Below are 18,039 nucleotides of genomic sequence, written 5' to 3'. Positions count from 1 at the left end.
AACTCGGCCTCGACCCCGCCAAGGTCAACGTCAACGGCGGCGCCATCGCCGTCGGCCACCCCCTCGGCATGTCCGGCGCCCGCATCGCCCTGCACCTCGCCCTCGAACTGCAACGCCGCGGCGGCGGTATCGGCGCAGCCGCACTCTGCGGCGGCGGCGGACAAGGCGACGCACTCATCGTCCGCGTCCCCAAGGCCTGAGTGTCTAAATACACCTGAACCAGCGCTCTCGCTCTGCGACGCCCCGTGGTTTTCCTCACACAACTACGGGGCGTCGTAGTTGTTCGGGCACAATGGCCTCATGGCGAACATCTTTGACGTATCCACTCCCGCGAAACGCTTCCGTCTGGTGGCGTGGTGGGAAGCTGTGACCTGGGCGGCCTTGCTGGTTGCCATGTTCTTCAAGTGGGTTCTCGGACACGAAGAAGCGATTCGCATCCCCGGAATGGTCCATGGCACCGCGGGCTTCCTGGTGTTCATCGTTGTTGCACTCCTGACCGCGTGGTCGCTCAAGTGGGACGTCAAGACCACGATCCTTGCGCTGATCTCGAGCGTTCCGCCCTTCGGCACCGTCATATTCGAACGCTGGGCAGTGCGAAACGGCAAGCTCGGTGAGCTGTCCACGGAGTTCGAGGCGTCCAAGGGCAACGCGGCGCTCGTCTGAGTGCTGCATCCCTCTACGTAGCTTCTCGCAACTCGTGACAAACTGGGAGCCGTGACTCGACCAGGTTCCAGGCCCCCCGCGCGTTCGTCCGCAGTTGCTGCCGCCATGAGCGGCGCAGTCGACTTGTCCGCCTTCAAAGAGCGGGCCACGGCCCCACCACCGCCGCGTAACACCAGCGGCGACGGGGCCGTTTCTGCTGTCTCCGGGGCAGTGATCGAGGTGACCGAGGAGAACTTCGAAAGCGAAGTCCTGCTGAAGTCGAGCCAGGTACCGGTGATCGTCAACATCGGTGGCCGCGCATACGAGCCCTCGGTCGTGTTCACCGAAGTTCTCGAATCATTTGCAGCGCGAGCCGGCGGCAAGTGGATTCTTGCCAACGTCGACGTCGACGTGAGTCCTCGCATCGCGCAGGCATTCGGTGTCCAGTCGGTTCCGACGGTTGTTGCTGTCGCGGCTGGTCAGCCGTTGGCCGATTTTCAGGGCGCTCAGCCAGAGGCGCAGCTCAGCCAGTGGTTCGACGCAGTGCTCCAAGCTGTCGAGGGCAAGTTGAGTGGGCCGGTGTCCGACGCGGACGAACCGGCGGAGGAGGTCGAGGATCCACGCTTCGTGGCCGCTGAAACCGCGCTGGACGAGGGCGATCTCGACGCCGCCATAGCTGCGTACCAGGTGATTCTCGACGCCGAACCCAACAATGCGGAGGCCAAGAGCGCTGTCCGCCAGGTGAAGTTCATGGCTCGGGTTCAGGGTGTCGATCCCGAGTCGATTGCGGCCGCGGATGCTGATCCGTCCGATCTCGAACTGCAGTTCGCTGCGGCCGACCTGGAAATGTTCGCCCAGCAACCCGAGGCGTCGTTCGCCCGCTTGATCTCGGTGGTCTCGCGAACTGCCGGCGACGACAAGGCTGCCGCTCGGACGCGCTTGCTCGAACTGTTCGAGCTGTTCGACCCGGCAGAACCGATCGTCATCGCGGCCCGTCGTAAGTTGGCTTCCGCTCTCTACTGACGTGTGGACCGGCAGTCGCTACTCCGTGTAGCGGCTGTCGCACACTTCCCGGCCACCGAGAACGCCGGTCCGGAACGCGTCGACACGTGCGAACCCGCTCGGAACCGTCTCACCGTTGACGTCACTGGCAGCCAGGCCGTCGGTCAGCAGCCCCGATACGGCTTCGTCGAGGTCGCCGGGGGAGAGTGTGACCTGTGCTCCGGACGCCGCGGCGTTGGTGGGACTGAGCGCTGCGGTGATGACGCCGGACAGGCAGGCGGCGCGCAGGGCAGTCTGCGGAGTGTCGAGCGATTGGCCGTTCTCCTTCTGCATCGCGAGGGTGTACCTCGACGCGAGCAGGACATAGGCGTTGTAGTCACCGGTGATGTTGGTCTGGATCAACTCGCGTCGCCCGACGCGACCCGGCGTGCCGCGCTCGGCAAGGTCGTTGACGCTGATTCCGATGGTGTTCGTCGACGGGCAGTACGAGACGGGTTCGGTCGCAACGGCATCGCTGCACCCGGTGTCTGCGCCGGTGAACACGACCTTCGGTGGCTGCGGTAGATCGAAGATCGCTTGGAAGGTCTTCACGAACTCGTCGAGAGTTGCCTCGGTGACGGGCAGTTCTCCGGAATCGTTGCCCTCGGCGAACTGCTGCGGGAGGTCTGCACGTCGTGACTCGATTTCGTCGGCGTCCATCTTCGCGCACGCACCGGCGCCGTCGGTGAAGCCGATCTGAGTGGCGGTGACGCGCTCGAACGCCGAACCATGGTGGCTCTCAGGATCATTAGGGTCTTCGTCGCGGATGGCGACCGCCGACGCCAACACCTTGTTGAGTCCGTCGGAGGTGTTCATCGTGAAGTGCGCGGCCTTGTCCTCGGCGACGTGCCGCAAGAAGGCGCCACCGAAACAGTCGGCTTGCTGTTCTCGCACCAGGGCTGCGTCTCGTTTACCGCCGACGATCCCGGCTTTGCGTTGAACCGCGTGGCCGTACTCGTGCGCAAAGATGAAGGCGACGGCCACTTCACCGAACTTCTCGCGTACCTCCGGCAGGAGCAGTTCGCGATCCCAACCGATGGTGTGATCGATGCTGCAGTACCCGGCGTTGATGAGTTCTTCGGTGGTCTCCTCACAGAAGTCCGGGCCGTTCGATTCGGTGGGGTCCCACGAGATCAGCTCGTCGACCGGTTCGAAGGGCTTGTCGAACAGAGCCGGGTACTCGGCGGCCCAGTAGGTTTCGATGTCTGTGATGGCGTTGGCTGCCAGCGCGTCGACGTCCCCGCCGTCGGTGCCGGTGATTGCTCGGTCGGCGTTGGGGGCTCCCGGACGCAACCCACTTGGTCCTGCCGTTGCGTCGAGTCCGGCGACGCGGAAGGGATCGTGATAAATCGAGACGGCGTGGCCACTCGTTCCCTGGGCACAACCGGCGAGCAGTGCGGCCACTGCCAACAGTGACGACGTGACAATGACTACTCGCCGGCCGACCATCAACGCTCCAGACTTATCCAAATCGCTCCAGCAGCTGGCAGCGCCACCTGTGCGGAGGCTGGCCGACCGTGCCACGAATGCGACGTTGCCGTGACCGCTCCGAGGTTCCCGACTCCGGAGCCGCCGTACACCTCGGCATCGGTGTTGAGAATTTCCACCCATCGGCCGGGCTCTGGTAGCCCGACGCGGTAGCTCGAGTGCTCACTGCCCGAGAAGTTGAACAGGCAGGCGACAATCGAACCGTCAGTACCGTAACGCAGAAAACTGAGGACGTTGTTCTCGGTGTCGTTGGCGTCGATCCAGGAGTATCCACCGGGCGAGGTGTCGAGGGTCCACATGGCCGGATGACGTCGGTACGCGGAGTTGAGATCGCCGACCAGTCGCTGGACGCCGCGATGGAGAGTGCCGGTGTACTGATCGTCGAGCTGCCACCAGTCGAGGCCGCGTTCTTCCGACCATTCCGCACTCTGACCGAACTCCTGTCCCATGAACAGCAGTTGCTTGCCTGGATGCGCCCACATGTATGCAAGCAGTGAGCGCAGGCCGGACGCCTTGGCGAAGTCGTTCCCGGGCATCCGGGTCCACAGAGTTCCTTTGCCGTGCACCACTTCGTCATGGCTGATCGGTAGCAGGTAGTTCTCACTCCACGCGTACATCAGTGAGAACGTGATCTCGTGATGGTGGTAGGTCCGGTGTACCGGGTCGTGACCGAGGAACCCGAGGGTGTCGTGCATCCACCCCATGTTCCACTTCATGTTGAATCCGAGGCCGCCGACATTGGTCGCCCGAGTGACTCCGGGCCACGCCGTCGACTCCTCGGCGACGGTGACGACTCCTCGATGGTTCTTGTGGACGGTGGCGTTCATCTCCTGCAGGAACGCCACGGCTTCGAGATTCTCGCGGCCGCCGTGAATGTTGGGAGTCCATCCACCTTCCGGGCGTGAGTAGTCCAGGTACAGCATCGATGCGACAGCGTCGACGCGAAGTCCGTCGATGTGGAACTCCTCGAGCCAGAAGAGTGCATTGGCGACGAGGAAGTTCCGCACCTCGCGGCGACCGAAGTCGAATACGTATGTGCCCCAGTCCAACTGCTCGCCGCGACGCGGATCGGCGTGCTCGTACAGGGGAGTTCCGTCGAAACGAGCCAGGGCCCACTCGTCTTTGGGGAAGTGTGCAGGCACCCAGTCGACGATGACACCTATCCCTGCGGCGTGCAGGTGGTCGACGAACCAGCGGAAGTCGTCCGGGGTGCCGAAGCGGGAGGTCGGTGCGTAGTACGAGGTGACCTGGTATCCCCACGATCCACCGAACGGATGCTCGGAGACGGGCAGCAGTTCGACGTGGGTGAATCCGGTTTCGGTGACGTAGACGGCGAGTTGCTCGGCCATCTGCCGGTAGTCGAGCCCGGGACGCCACGATCCGAGGTGCACCTCGTACACGCTCATCGGGGACTGCGAAGGATCGACACCGGCGCGGGTTTCGAGCCAGGCCGCGTCGTTCCACTCATGCGAACTGGTGGTCACTCGCGACGCAGTCGCCGGCGGGATCTCGGTACCGAATGCCATGGGATCGGCCTTGTCGCGAACGGAGCCGTCGTGGCCGTGGACCCGGAACTTGTACAGCGAACCGACTGCGATGTCGGGCAGGAAGAGTTCCCAGACCCCAGTGGATCCGAGGACTCGCATGGGGGCGAATTGCCCACTCCACCCGTCGAAGTCGCCGACGACGGTCACGCCGCGGGCGGCCGGAGCCCAGACGGCGAACGAGGTGCCGTCGACGGGTCCGTCCGGTGTCTCGTAAGAACGCGGATGTGCACCGAGGATGTCCCACAGTCGTTCGTGCCGACCTTCGCCGAACAGGTGAAGGTCGAGTTCACCGAGAGTCGGCAGGAACCGGTAAGGGTCGGCTGCGAGAACCGTGTGTCCACCCGGGTACGTCACGGAATAGCGATAGTCGATCAGGTCGGGGTAGGGGACCAGAGCCACGAAGATTCCGTTCGAAACATGTTCGAGAGGAAAGTCTTTGCCGCCGATGACGGCGCTGACGGACTCGGCGTTGGGACGCAACGCTCGCAGAACGGTGCCGTCGGCGTGGGGATGGGCGCCGAGGACACTGTGCGGATCGTGATGTTCACCGCGCGCCAACAGCTCCAGATCGTGATTGTCCGGTGCGATACCCGAAGGGAACTTCTCGGTTGACATCACTTGCCTCCACCTGCGCGGTGCGCATTGCGTGCTTGGTAGGCCAGAGAGATCCGGGCCGGATACGGAACGGGTGGGAGCGCGAGGATGTGCGCCACCGAACGCCAGGGCTCGAGGCGGACGAAATTGGCTTGGCCCCAATTGAACTGCTCACCGGTTACCTCGTCGAGCACGGTCATGTGGTCGTGCCATTCGCGTCCGAGCGCCGGCATGTCCAACCAGACGGTGCCCTCTTCTGCAGCGAACGGGTTGAGGTTGATCACCGTCAGGACGGCGTCACCGGTCGAGGCGTCGAACTTCGAGTAGGCGATCAACGCGTCGTTGTCGATGTGGTGAAAGTGCAGGTTCCGCAACTGTTGCAGGGCCGGATGTGCACGCCGGATGCGGTTGAGCGCGGTGATCCACGGCTCGAGAGACTCGCCTCGCGCTGCTGCTTCGGCGAAACGGCGCGGCCGAAGTTCGTACTTCTCGGAGTCGAGGTATTCCTCGCTGCCGGGGCGAACGGCTTGGTGTTCGTAGAGTTCGTAACCGGAGTAGACGCCCCACGTCGGCGCCAGGGTGGCGGCGAGAGCTGCTCGCAGTGCAAACATTCCGGGCCCACCGTGCTGGAGGGACTCGTGCAGGATGTCCGGCGTGTTCACGAAGAGGTTCGGTCGGGCTTCGTCGGCCTTCGCCGCCAGCTCGTTACCGAATTCGGTGAGCTCCCACTTCGCAACTCGCCAGGTGAAGTACGTGTACGACTGTGTGAACCCGCGCCGGGCAAGGCCGTACATGCGCGCCGGACGAGTGAAAGCCTCGGCGAGGAACAAGACGTCGGGGTCAGTTTTCTTGACCTCCGAGATCAGTGTCTCCCAGAAGTTGGGCGGCTTGGTGTGCGGGTTGTCGACACGAAAGATCTTGACGCCGGCACTGATCCAGTGTCGGACGACTCGCAAGATTTCCTTGTCCAGACCGCGAGGATCGGTGTCGAAGTTGATCGGGTAGATGTCCTGATACTTCTTGGGCGGGTTCTCGGCGTAGGCGATGGTGCCGTCGGGAAGGACGTTGAACCACTCCGGATGCTTCTTGGCCCATGGATGATCCGGGGCACACTGCAGCGCGAGATCCAGTGCCACTTCGAGATCGAGCTTGCGGGCCGCAGCGACGAAGGCCTTGAAGTCCTTGAGCGTGCCGAGTTGCGGGTGAACAGCGTCGTGCCCGCCGTCGACCGAGCCGATGGCCCACGGCGAGCCGACGTCACCGGGTTCGGGAGTGAGAGTGTTGTTGCGTCCCTTCCGGTTGATCTCGCCGATGGGATGGATCGGCGGAAGGTAGACGACGTCGAAACCCATTGCGGCGATGCGGGGTAGGTCTTCGGCCGAGGTTCGGAAAGTGCCGTGTTGCGGCACCCCGTTCTCGTCCCAACCGCCCGTCGAGCGGGGGAAGAACTCGTACCACGATCCGAACAGTGCACGGCTGCGATCGACGACGACGGGGTGCGACTCGCCCTTGGTGACCAGTTCACGGAGCGGAGTGGCGCGGAGCAGTTCGGCGACGTCGGAGGCGAAGGCCGGCGCGACGCGAGCAGTCAGTGCCTGATCGCTGCGCAGCGACGCCGTGACGGCCTCGAGCCTGGACCTGTTGCCCCGCGGTACCTCGTGCGCGGCCTGTTCGAACAGGCGCGCACCGATTTCCAGGTCGTTGGCCAACTCGGCCGCCCCCTGCCCGACGGCGAGCTTTGCTTCCACGGCGTGCTTCCAGGTGGCGATGGGATCGCTCCACGCCTCAATCCGAAATGACCACATGCCTTCGGCGGACGGTGTGAACACCGCGTCGACGGTGTCCGGTTCGGTGCCGGGGTCCATCGGAATGCGCAGCGGCTTGGTACCGCGCGGACCACGCACGACCAAAGTGGCGGAAATGGCGTCGTGGCCTTCTCGCCACACGGTTGCGTGCACTGGGAAGACTTCACCGACCACGGCCTTTGCCGGATAGTTACCCGAGATCTCGGGTACCACGTCGTCGATACCGAGGCGTCCTGACACGGGAAGCTCCATTTCTGATGATGGATCGCGGTAAAACGTTCTTTCGCCGGGTTCAACCGTAGTGGGTGCGGCGCCGGAGTGCTGATAACGACGAATTCGGGTCTGTCGGTGGTCAGGTCGGCTCGGCGTTCGGTTCCACCGGACAGAGTGCAAGGAACTCGACTAGGGTTCGCGGGGTGAAAGCCTTGCGTCGGTTCACTGTCCGAGCCCACCTTCCGGAGCGCCTCGCCGCGCTCGGCCCCCTGTCCACCAACCTTCGGTGGTCGTGGCATCCCGAGACACAGGATCTGTTCTCGCGACTCGACCCCGAACTCTGGCAAGCAGTCCAGTTCGATCCGGTCCGCATGCTCGGGGAAGTCGACCCCACCCGTCTCGACGAACTCAGCAGTGACGAGGCATTTCTCGGTGACCTCGACACTGCAGCAGCTGATCTCGACGCTTATCTGAGCACCCCGCGTTGGTATCAGTCCCAGCAGGCCAAGGGCGCATCGTCAGCCGGCGGAATTGCGTACTTCTCCATGGAGTTCGGAGTCAGCGAAGTTCTGCCCAACTACTCCGGTGGATTGGGCATCCTGGCGGGCGATCACCTCAAGGCCGCGTCCGACCTCGGGCTGCCGCTCATCGGCGTCGGACTGCTCTACCGATCCGGCTACTTCCGCCAGTCGCTGACCGCCGACGGTTGGCAGGCCGAGCACTACCCGCCGCACGACCCTCAAGGGTTGCCTCTTCGTTTGCTGACGGACGCAGGCCCGGCTTCCGAAGACGGATCGCCGGTCGTCATTCACGTCGCCATGCCCGGTGGCCGGGTGCTGCGTGCGCGAGTGTGGATCGCTCAGGTCGGACGAGTGCCGTTGCTGCTGCTCGATTCCGACATCGCCGAGAACGACGCGGATCTGCGCGGCGTCACGGACCGTCTCTACGGCGGGGACCAGGATCACCGCATCAAGCAGGAGATCCTCGCGGGTATCGGCGGCGTCCGCGCGGTGCGCGCCTACACCGCGGCGTACGGATTGCCCGATCCCGAGGTGTTCCACATGAACGAGGGGCATGCCGGATTCCTCGGCATCGAACGGATTCGGGAACTTGTCACCACCAGCGGTCTGGACTTCGATTCGGCTCTGGCCGCGGTCCGTGCCGGAACGGTCTTCACGACGCACACTCCGGTTCCCGCCGGAATCGACCGCTTCCCGGCGGATCTGGTCCGTCACTACTTCGGCGGAGCGAACGGCGAGAACGAATCGAGTTTGCTTCCCGGCCTGACCGTCGACCGCATCGTCGGGATGGGGCGTGAAGCCGATCCGTCGATCTTCAACATGGCGCACATGGGTCTTCGCCTGGGCCAGCGAGCCAACGGCGTCTCGAAGTTGCACGGCATCGTCAGCCGCGACATGTTCAACGGTCTCTGGCCGGGCTTCGACGCCGACGAGGTGCCGATCGGTTCGGTCACCAACGGTGTTCACGCGCCGACGTGGGCGGCGCCGGAGTGGATGGACGTGGCCAGGCGGATCGTCGGTCAGGAGCAACTCGAAGAAGCACGCGGGTGGGAGCGCCTGCACGAGTTGTCGGCAACCGAACTGTGGGAAACACGTAATGCGTTGCGCGGCAAGTTGGTCGACGAAGTTCGTCGTCGCGTCCGAGCGTCCTGGCTCGAACGCGGCGCGACCGAGGCCGAACTCGGCTGGACCACTGGAGTATTCGATCCCAACGTCTTGACAGTCGGGTTCGCGAGGCGCGTTCCGACGTACAAGCGGTTGACGCTGATGCTGCGTGATCCCGAGCGTCTGCGTGCGATGTTGCTCGACGAGAAACGTCCGGTGCAGTTGGTTGTGGCCGGCAAGTCGCACCCCGCCGACGACGGCGGTAAGGCACTCATCCAGCAGGTCGTGCGGTTCGCCGACGAAGCGGATGTGCGTCACCGCATCGTCTTCCTGCCTGATTACGACATGTCGATGGCCCGCTACTTGTACTGGGGCTGCGACGTGTGGCTCAACAACCCGCTTCGCCCACTCGAGGCGTGCGGTACTTCCGGCATGAAATCCGCGCTCAACGGCGGCCTCAACCTCTCCATTCGCGACGGATGGTGGGACGAGATGTACGACGGCGAGAACGGGTGGGCCATTCCGACGGCCGACGGTGTTCTCGACGACGTGCGGCGTGACGATCTGGAAGCCAGCGCCCTCTACGAACTTCTCGAGCATGCGGTACTGCCGACGTTCTACGACCGTGATGCAGCCGATCTGCCGACGCGCTGGGTCGAGAGGGTTCGCCACACCCTCGAGAATCTGGGCCCGAAGGTGTTGGCATCACGCATGGTTCGTGACTACGCCGTCGACTACTACGCCCCTTCGGCGGAATCAGCTCGAGCGGTAGTGGCGGATGATTTTGCCGGCGCGCGTGAGGTGGCCGAGTTCCGTCGCCGTATCGAGTCGCAGTGGCCGTCGGTCGCCGTCGAGCAGGTGGACGGTTCCGGCCTGCCGGACACTCCGGAGATCGGTGCGACCATCTCTTTGAAAGCCAAGGTCCGCCTCGGCGGCTTGTCGGTCTCGGATGTGGAGGTTCAGGCAGTCCTGGGACGCGTCAGCCCAGGCGAGGAACTCACCGACGTGGTGACGTTCCCGATGACACATTTCGGAACCGAGGACGGAGCCGAGATCTTCGAAGCCGAGGTTGCGCTTCCGGTCTCCGGCTCCGTGGGTTACACCGTGCGGGTGTTGCCGCATCACCGGTTGTTGGTCGATGCGTCCGAACTCGGGTTGGTGACCACTCCGAGCGTCTGACGTAATACATTCTGCCCCGGTCCGTTCGGTCGGTACCGGGGCAGAATTGTGCCCGCGTGAGAACTGGGTCAGGGACGTGAGTCGCGGATGCGGGTGAGCGCCTTGCGGACGACTTCGGGGTTGGTCGTCTCCCAGAACGGCGGCAGTGATGCGCGAAGGTAACCCGCGTATCTCGCCGTGGCCAGACGCGGATCGAGCACGGCCACCACACCTTTGTCGTCGGTGCTACGAAGCAGGCGACCCACGCCCTGTGCCAGGAGCAGCGCCGCGTGATTGGCCGAGACGCTGAGAAAGCCGTTACCGCCATGGGATTCGATGGCTTGTTGGCGAGCCATCAACAGTGGGTCGTCCGGGCGTGGGAACGGAATCCGGTCCAAGATGACGAGGCTCAGCGATGGGCCAGGGACATCGACGCCCTGCCACAGGGACAACGTGCCGAACAGTGACGTGGGTTCGTCCTTGGCGAAGGCCTTGACGAGGGTGCCGGTGGCGTCGTCGCCCTGGCACAGGATGGGGGTGTCGAGGCGTTCGCGCATCGCCTCCGACGCGGCTTTGGCGGCGCGCATCGAGGAGAACAAGCCGAGGGTGCGTCCGCCGGCGGCCTCGACGAGTTCGGCGATCTCGTCGAGATAGACAGGGGAGAGGCCGTCGCGGCCGGGCGTGGGCAGGTGGCGGGCAATGTAGATGATGCCGGCCTTTGCATGGTCGAAGGGCGACCCGACGTCGAGTGAGTTCCAGCGGAAAGCCGAAGCGTCAGAGGGTGCTTCGGTGCCGATGGCGGTACCCGAGTCGGGGCGCGCGGACGATTCCGCAGGAAGACCCCAGTTGACGGCGAGACCGTCGAACGATCCGCCGACGGTCAGTGTCGCGGAAGTGAGAACGACGGTGGATTCGGCGAACAGTCGCGAGCGCAGCAATCCGCCGACCGAGAGCGGAGCCATCCGGACGGAGCGCCGCACCGATCCGCGGAACTCGTCCGAGGACAGCCAGACGACGTCCTTGCGCTTGGCCGGGTCGGGTTCGTCGAAAGCGGTGAGAATACGCACTGCACTGTCGTGGACGTCGTCGACGGACGAGAGTGCGGCGTTGCGGGCCGCAGCGGCTTCGGGATCTGCAGCAGCCATACCCGGTTTGGCCGGACCGATAGCGGTGCGCAGCGACCAGGCCGCGTCGCGGATCGCAGCCAGTGCGGGTGCCGCCCCGTCCGGGAGGCCTTCCCAGCGACCTGGGCGCAATTCCTCGAGGAGTCCAGCCCACCCCTCGCCGGCAGCTTCGAGGCGATCGGCATCCTGCTCTTCGGCGATCTTGCCGCAACGCCGGGCCGCGGCACTGATCGACGCGGCAGTGAGATCGGCCGTGGCGACGCCGGTGACGCGGTCGACCAACTCGTGGGCCTCGTCGATCACCACGACGTCGTGGTCAGGCAGGATCTGGATGCCGGTGATGGCGTCGATCGCGAGCAGTGCGTGGTTGGTGACCACTACGTCGGCCTTCGACGCCTCGACTCGGGCGCGCTCGGCGAAGCAGTCCTCACCGACCGGGCACTGGTTCTTACCGATGCATTCGCGGGAGGTGACACTGACCTGCCGCCACGCCTGATCGGATACGCCCGGCACCAATTCGTCCCGATCACCGGTTTCGGTGTCGGAGGACCATTCGGTGAGGCGGACGACCTCCCGGCCGAGACGCGAGACCGTGAACGGATCGAACAACTCGTCCTCGGGTGGCTGCTCGGACGCGCCGGTATGGATCTTGTTCATGCACAGATAGTTGTTGCGGCCCTTGAGGATTGCGAACTCTGCGCGTCGGCCGAGTGGCTTCTTCAGGGCATCGGCGAGTCGAGGCAGATCTCGGTCGACGAGCTGACGCTGCAGCGCGATGGTGGCGGTGGACACGACCACGGTGCGTCCCGATTCGACCGCGTGGCGCAGGCTCGGAACGAGGTAGGCGAGCGACTTACCGGTACCGGTGCCGGCCTGGACGGCCAGATGCTCGCCGGTGTCGATCGAGTGCGCCACGGCGGACGCCATCGTCAGCTGACTGGTTCGTTCGGCACCGCCGAGCGACCGCACCGCTGTCTGGAGCAGTTCGGGAACGTTCGGGAGTTGATCGGCCACCCACGAAGGTTAATGGATCCCTACGTCAGAAACGTCCACGGATGATTCCCGGGGTGGTTCCCCGGCATTCGAGTCTTCTTGCGACGAGGCCTCGTCTCGCCCGATCAGCTGCACTCCCGCCTCCCGCATCTGCACCAATGCCGACTCGATCGTGGCGGTCGACACACCAGCGGTGAAGGGGAGAAGGACAGTCGTGGCGAACCCCGCGCGCGCGGCATCGACGGCCGTGGCCTTGACACAGTGATCCGTGGCAATTCCGATCACGTCGACGTCGGTGATCTCGTGGGCGCGGAGCCAGTCCTCGAGCGTCGTGCCGTCCTCGGCTGCTCCTTCGAAACCGGAGTAGGCCGCGCTGTAGGCGCCCTTGGAGAAGATCGCCGACCCGGCGACGGAAGCGTCGAACGCCGGATGGAACTCGGCGCCGGCTGTCCCGACGACGCAGTGAACCGGCCAGCTGTCGATGAAGTCGGGATTCTCGGAGAAGTGCGCCCCAGGGTCGATGTGGAAATCGCGAGTCGCGACTACGGCGTCGTACTCGTGGGAGTTGACGAAATCGTTGACGGCTCCCGCAACCGCAGCACCGCCGTCGACTGCAAGAGCTCCACCTTCACAGAAATCGTTCTGAACGTCGACAATTATCAGTGCTTTTGCACTCACTGGTGCTCACCTCCGGTGAATCGAACGGGCACGGCCGAGTCTCCGCGCGAGAGCTTGAGGCCTTCCCACGGCAGGCTCACGAGCCCTGCCTTCAGAACTGCTCTGCTCTCTTCGAGCGTCGGCGCGCTGTCGACGACCTTGCCTTCGCGAACCAGCGGGATCAGCAGTTCGGTCGCGCCGTCCGCCTCGGAGACAGGTGACGGTGATCCGGCGGGGTAGATGACTTCTTCGACGATCGTTCCGGTCGGACGCACTACGCGCAGTGCCTTCTTTGCGCCGCCGCGAGATGCCTTGTTGGTGCTTCTCTTCTCGACCGCGATTCCGTCGACCTCGACAAGTTTGTAGACCATGCCGGCGGTGGGGGCGCCTGATCCGGTGACCAGGGAAGTGCCGACGCCGTACGAGTCGACGGGTTCGGCGCGCAGAGCCGCGATCGCGTACTCGTCCAGGTCGCCGGAGACGACGATGCGTGTTTTGGTAGCACCGAGATCGTCGAGTTGTTGGCGTACCTGACGAGCAAGAACGCCGAGATCGCCGGAGTCGATGCGAACCCCGCCCAGCTCGGGACCGGCAACGGCGACAGCCGTTTTCACACCCTCGGTGATGTCGTAGGTATCGACGAGCAACGTGGTGGATACGCCGAGTGCCGCGACCTGACCGCGGAATGCCGCTGCCTCGTCCGGACCGTCTTCGGTGGTGTGCAGGAGCGTGAAGGCGTGCGCGCTGGTACCTGCGCTGGGTACGTCGTGACGCCGCGCGGCTTCGAGGTTGGAGGTGGCGTCGAAGCCGGCGAGATAGGCGGCACGTGAAGCGGCGACGGCGGCCTGTTCGTGTGTACGACGCGAGCCCATCTCGATCATCCGTCGACCGCCCGCTGCGCTCACCATGCGGGCTGCGGCCGAAGCGATCGCGCTGTCGTGGTTGAGGATCGAGAGAATCAAGGTTTCGAGGATGACGCACTCGGCGAACGTTCCGCGGACCGAGAGGATCGGTGATCCGGGGAAGTAGAAATCTCCCTCGCGGTAGCCGTCGATGTCACCGGAGAATCGATAGTTGCGCAGCCACTCGACGGTCGTGTCGTCGAGAAATTTTGCAACGATCGCCAGTTCAGGTTCACCGAACCGGAACTGCTCGAGTGCGTCGAGAAGGCGCTCGGTACCGGCGACGACGCCGTAGCGACGGCCGTCTGGCAGCCGCCGTGCAAATACCTCGAAACTGCAGTTGCGGAAGGCAGATCCGTCGGCGAGAGCCGCCGAGAGCATGGTCAGTTCGTACTGATCGGTGAGCAGTGCGGTGCTGGCACCGGCGTCGCGGATGTCGGAAATTTGCGTAGGCACGCACACAACTCTATGCGCGAGACGACGTGGGTGGGTGTTGTCGCCTCTCGTCGCGCCGTACCCTGGATACATGGTTTTCGGCGGCGCGACCGTGTCCGGCACTTACTCGGCGAACGTAACGATGAGAGGCGCTACGGCTTCTTCTCCTCAAGCCACGCCCGAGCAGTCGGAGGCTGTTGCGACCATCGAAGCCGCAGATCGGCCCTGGGTGACCATCGTCTGGGACGACCCGGTCAATCTCATGCATTACGTGACTTACGTGTTCCAGAAGTTGTTCGGCTACAGCAAAGCCAAGGCCACCGACCTGATGATGCAGGTCCATTCGGAGGGCAAGGCCGTGGTCTCGAGCGGTTCGCGCGACAAGATGGAGGCCGATGTTCGTCGCCTCCACGCTGCCGGTCTCTGGGCCACGATGCAACGCGACGACACCTGAGAAAAGCACTTTTTCGACCGATTTGTTCGCCTAACTCGTAGACGGGAGTCCGACGCGTGCGGACGTGGAGTAGGAAGAGTTCACTCGGCGGAGTGAAGTTCAAATCCGAGATGGACGGCCACGAGGCGGCGGTTCTGCGCTCGCTCGTGGAGTCGGTGACCGGGCTTCTCGACGAGCGCGCGTTTTCGGCGCCGCAAGACGAGCTCGCCGCGCTGACGGGTCTTCGTACCGGAAATTCGGAGCCGCCCGACAATCCGGTGTTGGCGCGTTTGCTTCCCGACTTCCAGCGCACCGATCCGGACAAGGTCGCTCCGGACAGTGACGATCTCGACGACGCCGGCGCCAATGTCAACGGCGCGCTGCGCAGTTTGCACGAACCCGAGATCATCGACGCCAAGCGTGAGTCCGCTCGCATGTTGTTGGCTTCGCTTCCGGAGGCCGGCGGCAAGGTCGTTCTCACGCAGGAACAGGCCGACGCCTGGCTGTCCTCGCTCAACGACGTCCGTCTCGCGCTCGGAACCAATCTCGGCATCGACGCCGACACCCCGGAGAGCCTCGGACCCGACGACCCGCGAGCCCCGCATCTCGACGTCTATCACTGGTTGACGTGGATGCAGGACTCCCTCGTCCAGGCGCTCATGCCATGACCACAACTCGGACCGGGCCCACTGATTCACTGACAGATGTCGCCGGCCTCGCCGTCGGTCATCACCACAAGCTCGACGAGGGAGCCACTCTCGGAAGCGGCGCAGCCACCGGCTGCACGGTCGTGCTCGCGTCGGCCGGTGTGGTCGCCGGAGTCGACGTCCGGGGCGGCGGTCCGGGTACCCGCGAGACAGACCTGCTCGACCCGAGCCATTCGGTTCAGCAGGTCAATGCCGTGCTGTTGACCGGTGGTAGTGCCTACGGACTTGCCGCGGCCGACGGAGTGATGCGCTGGCTCGAGGAACACGATCACGGGATCGCGATGGGCGCTCCCGGCCAGGTGGTACCGATCGTGCCCGGCGCCGTGATCTTCGATCTGCCGGTGGGGGACTGGACCGTTCGTCCGACCGGCGATTTCGGATTCCTCGCTGCCGACACTGCTTCGCGCGAATTCGCCACCGGCACGGTCGGCGCGGGGGTAGGTGCCAGAGCCGGGGCGCTCAAGGGTGGGGTGGGAACGGCCAGCGTCGTGATCGCCGACGGCCCCGCCGAGGGGACTACGGTCTCCGCCTTGATCGTGGCGAATCCGGTGGGTTCGGTCTTCGACCCCAGAACAGGCCTGCCGTGGGGCGTCGGCTCGGACGGCGCGGAGTCGTTCGGCCTCAGGCTCCCCGACGCGTCCGAACTCGCGGCGGCCAATGCCGTTGCAGCCAAGGGAACTGTCCTCAACACCACGATCGGTGTGGTCGCCACTGACGCCGCCTTGACGAAAGCCGGGTGCCGACGCGTCGCCGTCGCAGGTCATGACGGCCTGGCCCGAGCGATTCGGCCCGCACATTCGCCGCTCGACGGCGACACGATCTTTGCGCTCGCCACCGGTGATCACACTCCGAATTCGGAGATCACGGTTCCGGACGCTTTCCCGAACGATCTGCCGATACTCGACGCGGTGTGCGCGGCTTCGGCCCAGGTGGTCGAACGTGCGATCGTCACAGCGATTCTCGACGCCACGTCGGTAGCCGGAATCCCGAGCTACCGCGAACTCTTCCCGTCCGCATTTCTCTAGGCAGCACTCCTGGAATCGGCGGTAATCTCGAATTGAGCCTGGTCGCAAGTGACCGGATCAGAAGACCGGATCGACGGTGGAGGACGCACACGATGACGATGGATTTCAACAGTCCGGACTTCGGCACCCGGACGCCGGCACGGAAATCCGGTCCGCCCTCGGTGTGGAAGCAGTCGGCCGTGTTGGTGGGCGGCTTCGCGATCCTGCTCTACGTGATCGAGATCGTGGATGTCATCTCCGGTCAGAACGTCCAGAACGCCGGCGTCACCCCGCGCACGCTCGACGGCCTGTGGGGAATCCTGTTCGCCCCGGTGTTGCACGACGACTGGGGTCATCTGATCGCCAACACCATTCCGGTGCTGATCCTCGGATACCTCGTGCTGGTGTCGGGAATTGCGCGGGGACTCGCGGCGACCGGCATCATCTGGGTGATCGGCGGCGTCGGGACCTGGTTGTTCGCCGGCTCGAACTCGAATCACGTCGGTGCGTCCGTGCTGATCTTCGGCTGGGTCACCTACCTGCTGGTGCGCGGGTTCTTCACGCGGAGTTTCACACAGATCCTGATCGGCGTTGCCGTCTTCGTCGTGTACGGCGGAGTGCTGTGGGGCGTTCTGCCGAGCGATCCACGGGTTTCCTGGCAAGGGCATCTGTTCGGAGCGATCGGCGGCGTGGTTGCCGCCTGGGCGTTGACGTCGGGGGAGAGGGCCAAGCGCGCCGGGTCGGCGCCGGCCGTTCGACCACCGAGTTTCTGAACGGACGTGGGTCACACCCTCACTGCGGTGTGACTTCGACGCGCCAAAACCACCAAGAGCTTTTTCCCAGACGGGTAGACGTGGCAGCATGACCGGTATGCGCATGACCGTCCTGGGGTGTTCCGGCAGCGTCACGGGTCCGGATTCACCGGCTTCGGGATACCTGCTCACGGCACCGGGAACTCCGCCGCTCGTGATCGACTTCGGCCCGGGAGTTCTTGGGGCGTTGCAGCGATACGCCGATCCGGGCGAGGTGACGATCCTGCTTTCGCACCTTCATGCGGACCACTGTCTCGACATGCCCGGCCTGCTCGTCTGGCGTCGCTATCACCCCAACCCGCCGGTCGGCCGTGCTCTGGTTTACGGCCCCACCGACACCGCGTGCCGCATCGGAGTGTCCTCCGCCGAGTGCGCCGGCGAGATGGACGACATCTCCGACACCATCGACGTCCGGCTCTGGGCCGAGAACGAGCCGGTGACGTTCGGTGAACTGAGCGTCGTCGCCCGCCGGATGAATCATCCACCCGAGGCTTACGGTTTCCGGATCACCGGCGCCGACGGCCGCGTCCTCGTCTATACAGGCGACACCGGTATGTGCGACAACGTCGTCGAACTCGCGCGTGGTGCAGACGTGTTGCTCTCCGAAGCGTCGTGGACCGACAGTCCGGATCGCCCCGAGGGAGTTCACCTCTCCGGTAAGGAAGCCGGCCGTGTGGCTGCGCTCGCCGGCGTCAAGGAACTTCTCCTAACGCACATCCCGCCGTGGACATCGCGTGAAGACGTGATCGCCGAAGCGAAATCCGAATTCTCCGGACCGGTCCATGCCGTCTCCGCCGGAAGTGTCTACGACATCTGATTCCCCTCACATTCGGTGCAGCGCTCACCGGGCGACCGCTAG

At 64.6% G+C, this 18,039-nt stretch carries 14 protein-coding genes and 1 pseudogene; 9 read left to right on the top strand and 6 right to left on the bottom strand.

The window, feature by feature from the left end:
• The 3 genes and pseudogenes from ATN38_RS14010 to ATN38_RS14000 form a co-directional block, all read left to right on the top strand.
• Positions 1 to 200: pseudogene (locus ATN38_RS14010) on the top strand (acetyl-CoA C-acyltransferase); the annotation flags it as partial.
• Positions 201 to 300: 100 nt separating this feature from the next.
• The gene (locus ATN38_RS14005; RefSeq protein WP_003945330.1) at positions 301 to 663 is read left to right on the top strand and encodes a DUF3817 domain-containing protein; all 363 of its coding nucleotides are present in this window, start codon (positions 301 to 303) and stop codon (positions 661 to 663) included.
• Positions 664 to 768: 105 nt separating this feature from the next.
• Complete coding sequence (locus ATN38_RS14000) at positions 769 to 1,665, top strand: tetratricopeptide repeat protein (protein WP_218748134.1); 897 nt, start codon at positions 769 to 771, stop codon at positions 1,663 to 1,665.
• 18 nt (positions 1,666 to 1,683) lie between these two features.
• On the opposite strand, the gene ATN38_RS13995 is transcribed toward ATN38_RS14000, so the two are convergent.
• Genes ATN38_RS13995 through ATN38_RS13985 form a run of 3 tightly spaced genes read right to left on the bottom strand, consistent with a single transcriptional unit; the run spans position 1,684 to position 7,357 of the window.
• Positions 1,684 to 3,132 (bottom strand): neutral zinc metallopeptidase, encoded by a 1,449-nt coding sequence (locus ATN38_RS13995; RefSeq protein ID WP_218748124.1) that lies wholly within the window; start codon positions 3,130 to 3,132, stop codon positions 1,684 to 1,686.
• Positions 3,132 to 5,333 (bottom strand): 1,4-alpha-glucan branching protein GlgB, encoded by a 2,202-nt coding sequence (gene glgB, locus ATN38_RS13990; protein WP_218748122.1) that lies wholly within the window; start codon positions 5,331 to 5,333, stop codon positions 3,132 to 3,134. The genes ATN38_RS13995 and glgB overlap by 1 nt, the downstream gene beginning before the upstream one ends.
• Complete coding sequence (locus tag ATN38_RS13985) at positions 5,333 to 7,357, bottom strand: alpha-1,4-glucan--maltose-1-phosphate maltosyltransferase (protein WP_218748121.1); 2,025 nt, start codon at positions 7,355 to 7,357, stop codon at positions 5,333 to 5,335. Before ATN38_RS13985 ends, glgB begins: the two co-directional genes overlap by 1 nt.
• A gap of 176 nt (positions 7,358 to 7,533) precedes the next feature.
• On the opposite strand from ATN38_RS13985, the gene glgP reads away from it, so the two are divergent.
• On the top strand, positions 7,534 to 10,134 hold the full coding sequence (gene glgP, locus ATN38_RS13980) for an alpha-glucan family phosphorylase (RefSeq protein WP_065352705.1): 2,601 nt from the start codon (positions 7,534 to 7,536) through the stop codon (positions 10,132 to 10,134).
• Positions 10,135 to 10,202: 68 nt separating this feature from the next.
• Here the strand turns inward: glgP and ATN38_RS13975 are convergent, their stop codons facing one another.
• Genes ATN38_RS13975 through ATN38_RS13965 form a run of 3 tightly spaced genes read right to left on the bottom strand, consistent with a single transcriptional unit; the run spans position 10,203 to position 14,245 of the window.
• Entirely contained in the window at positions 10,203 to 12,251 is a 2,049-nt protein-coding gene (locus tag ATN38_RS13975) for an ATP-dependent DNA helicase (RefSeq protein WP_058038870.1), read from the bottom strand.
• A 9-nt stretch (positions 12,252 to 12,260) separates the two neighbouring features.
• The gene (locus ATN38_RS13970; RefSeq protein ID WP_042446164.1) at positions 12,261 to 12,908 is read right to left on the bottom strand and encodes a nicotinamidase; all 648 of its coding nucleotides are present in this window, start codon (positions 12,906 to 12,908) and stop codon (positions 12,261 to 12,263) included.
• A complete protein-coding gene (locus ATN38_RS13965) occupies positions 12,905 to 14,245 on the bottom strand; it encodes a nicotinate phosphoribosyltransferase (RefSeq protein ID WP_030537905.1) in 1,341 nt (446 codons plus the stop codon). Before ATN38_RS13965 ends, ATN38_RS13970 begins: the two co-directional genes overlap by 4 nt.
• Before the next feature lie 121 nt (positions 14,246 to 14,366).
• Between ATN38_RS13965 and clpS the strand changes: the two genes are divergently transcribed.
• From clpS to ATN38_RS13940, 5 genes are all read left to right on the top strand, one after another.
• The gene (gene clpS / locus ATN38_RS13960) at positions 14,367 to 14,678 is read left to right on the top strand and encodes an ATP-dependent Clp protease adapter ClpS (protein ID WP_029255695.1); all 312 of its coding nucleotides are present in this window, start codon (positions 14,367 to 14,369) and stop codon (positions 14,676 to 14,678) included.
• A gap of 56 nt (positions 14,679 to 14,734) precedes the next feature.
• Positions 14,735 to 15,325 (top strand): DUF2017 domain-containing protein, encoded by a 591-nt coding sequence (locus ATN38_RS13955; RefSeq protein WP_218748120.1) that lies wholly within the window; start codon positions 14,735 to 14,737, stop codon positions 15,323 to 15,325.
• Positions 15,322 to 16,389, top strand: a complete 1,068-nt coding sequence (locus tag ATN38_RS13950; RefSeq protein ID WP_003945309.1) for a P1 family peptidase — start codon at positions 15,322 to 15,324, stop codon at positions 16,387 to 16,389. Before ATN38_RS13955 ends, ATN38_RS13950 begins: the two co-directional genes overlap by 4 nt.
• 92 nt (positions 16,390 to 16,481) lie before the next feature.
• The gene (locus tag ATN38_RS13945; RefSeq protein WP_030537907.1) at positions 16,482 to 17,141 is read left to right on the top strand and encodes a rhomboid family intramembrane serine protease; all 660 of its coding nucleotides are present in this window, start codon (positions 16,482 to 16,484) and stop codon (positions 17,139 to 17,141) included.
• 97 nt (positions 17,142 to 17,238) lie between these two features.
• Positions 17,239 to 17,997, top strand: coding sequence for a cyclic nucleotide-degrading phosphodiesterase (locus ATN38_RS13940; RefSeq protein WP_007733274.1), 759 nt, complete (start codon positions 17,239 to 17,241; stop codon positions 17,995 to 17,997).
• Positions 17,998 to 18,039: the final 42 nt, after the last annotated feature.

The sequence above is a fragment of the Rhodococcus sp. FH8 genome (assembly GCF_019266085.1).
GTDB lineage: Bacteria > Actinomycetota > Actinomycetes > Mycobacteriales > Mycobacteriaceae > Rhodococcus_F > Rhodococcus_F qingshengii.
The sequence above is the reverse complement of the archived record's forward strand: the minus strand, read 5'-3'. Positions and strand labels throughout refer to the sequence as shown.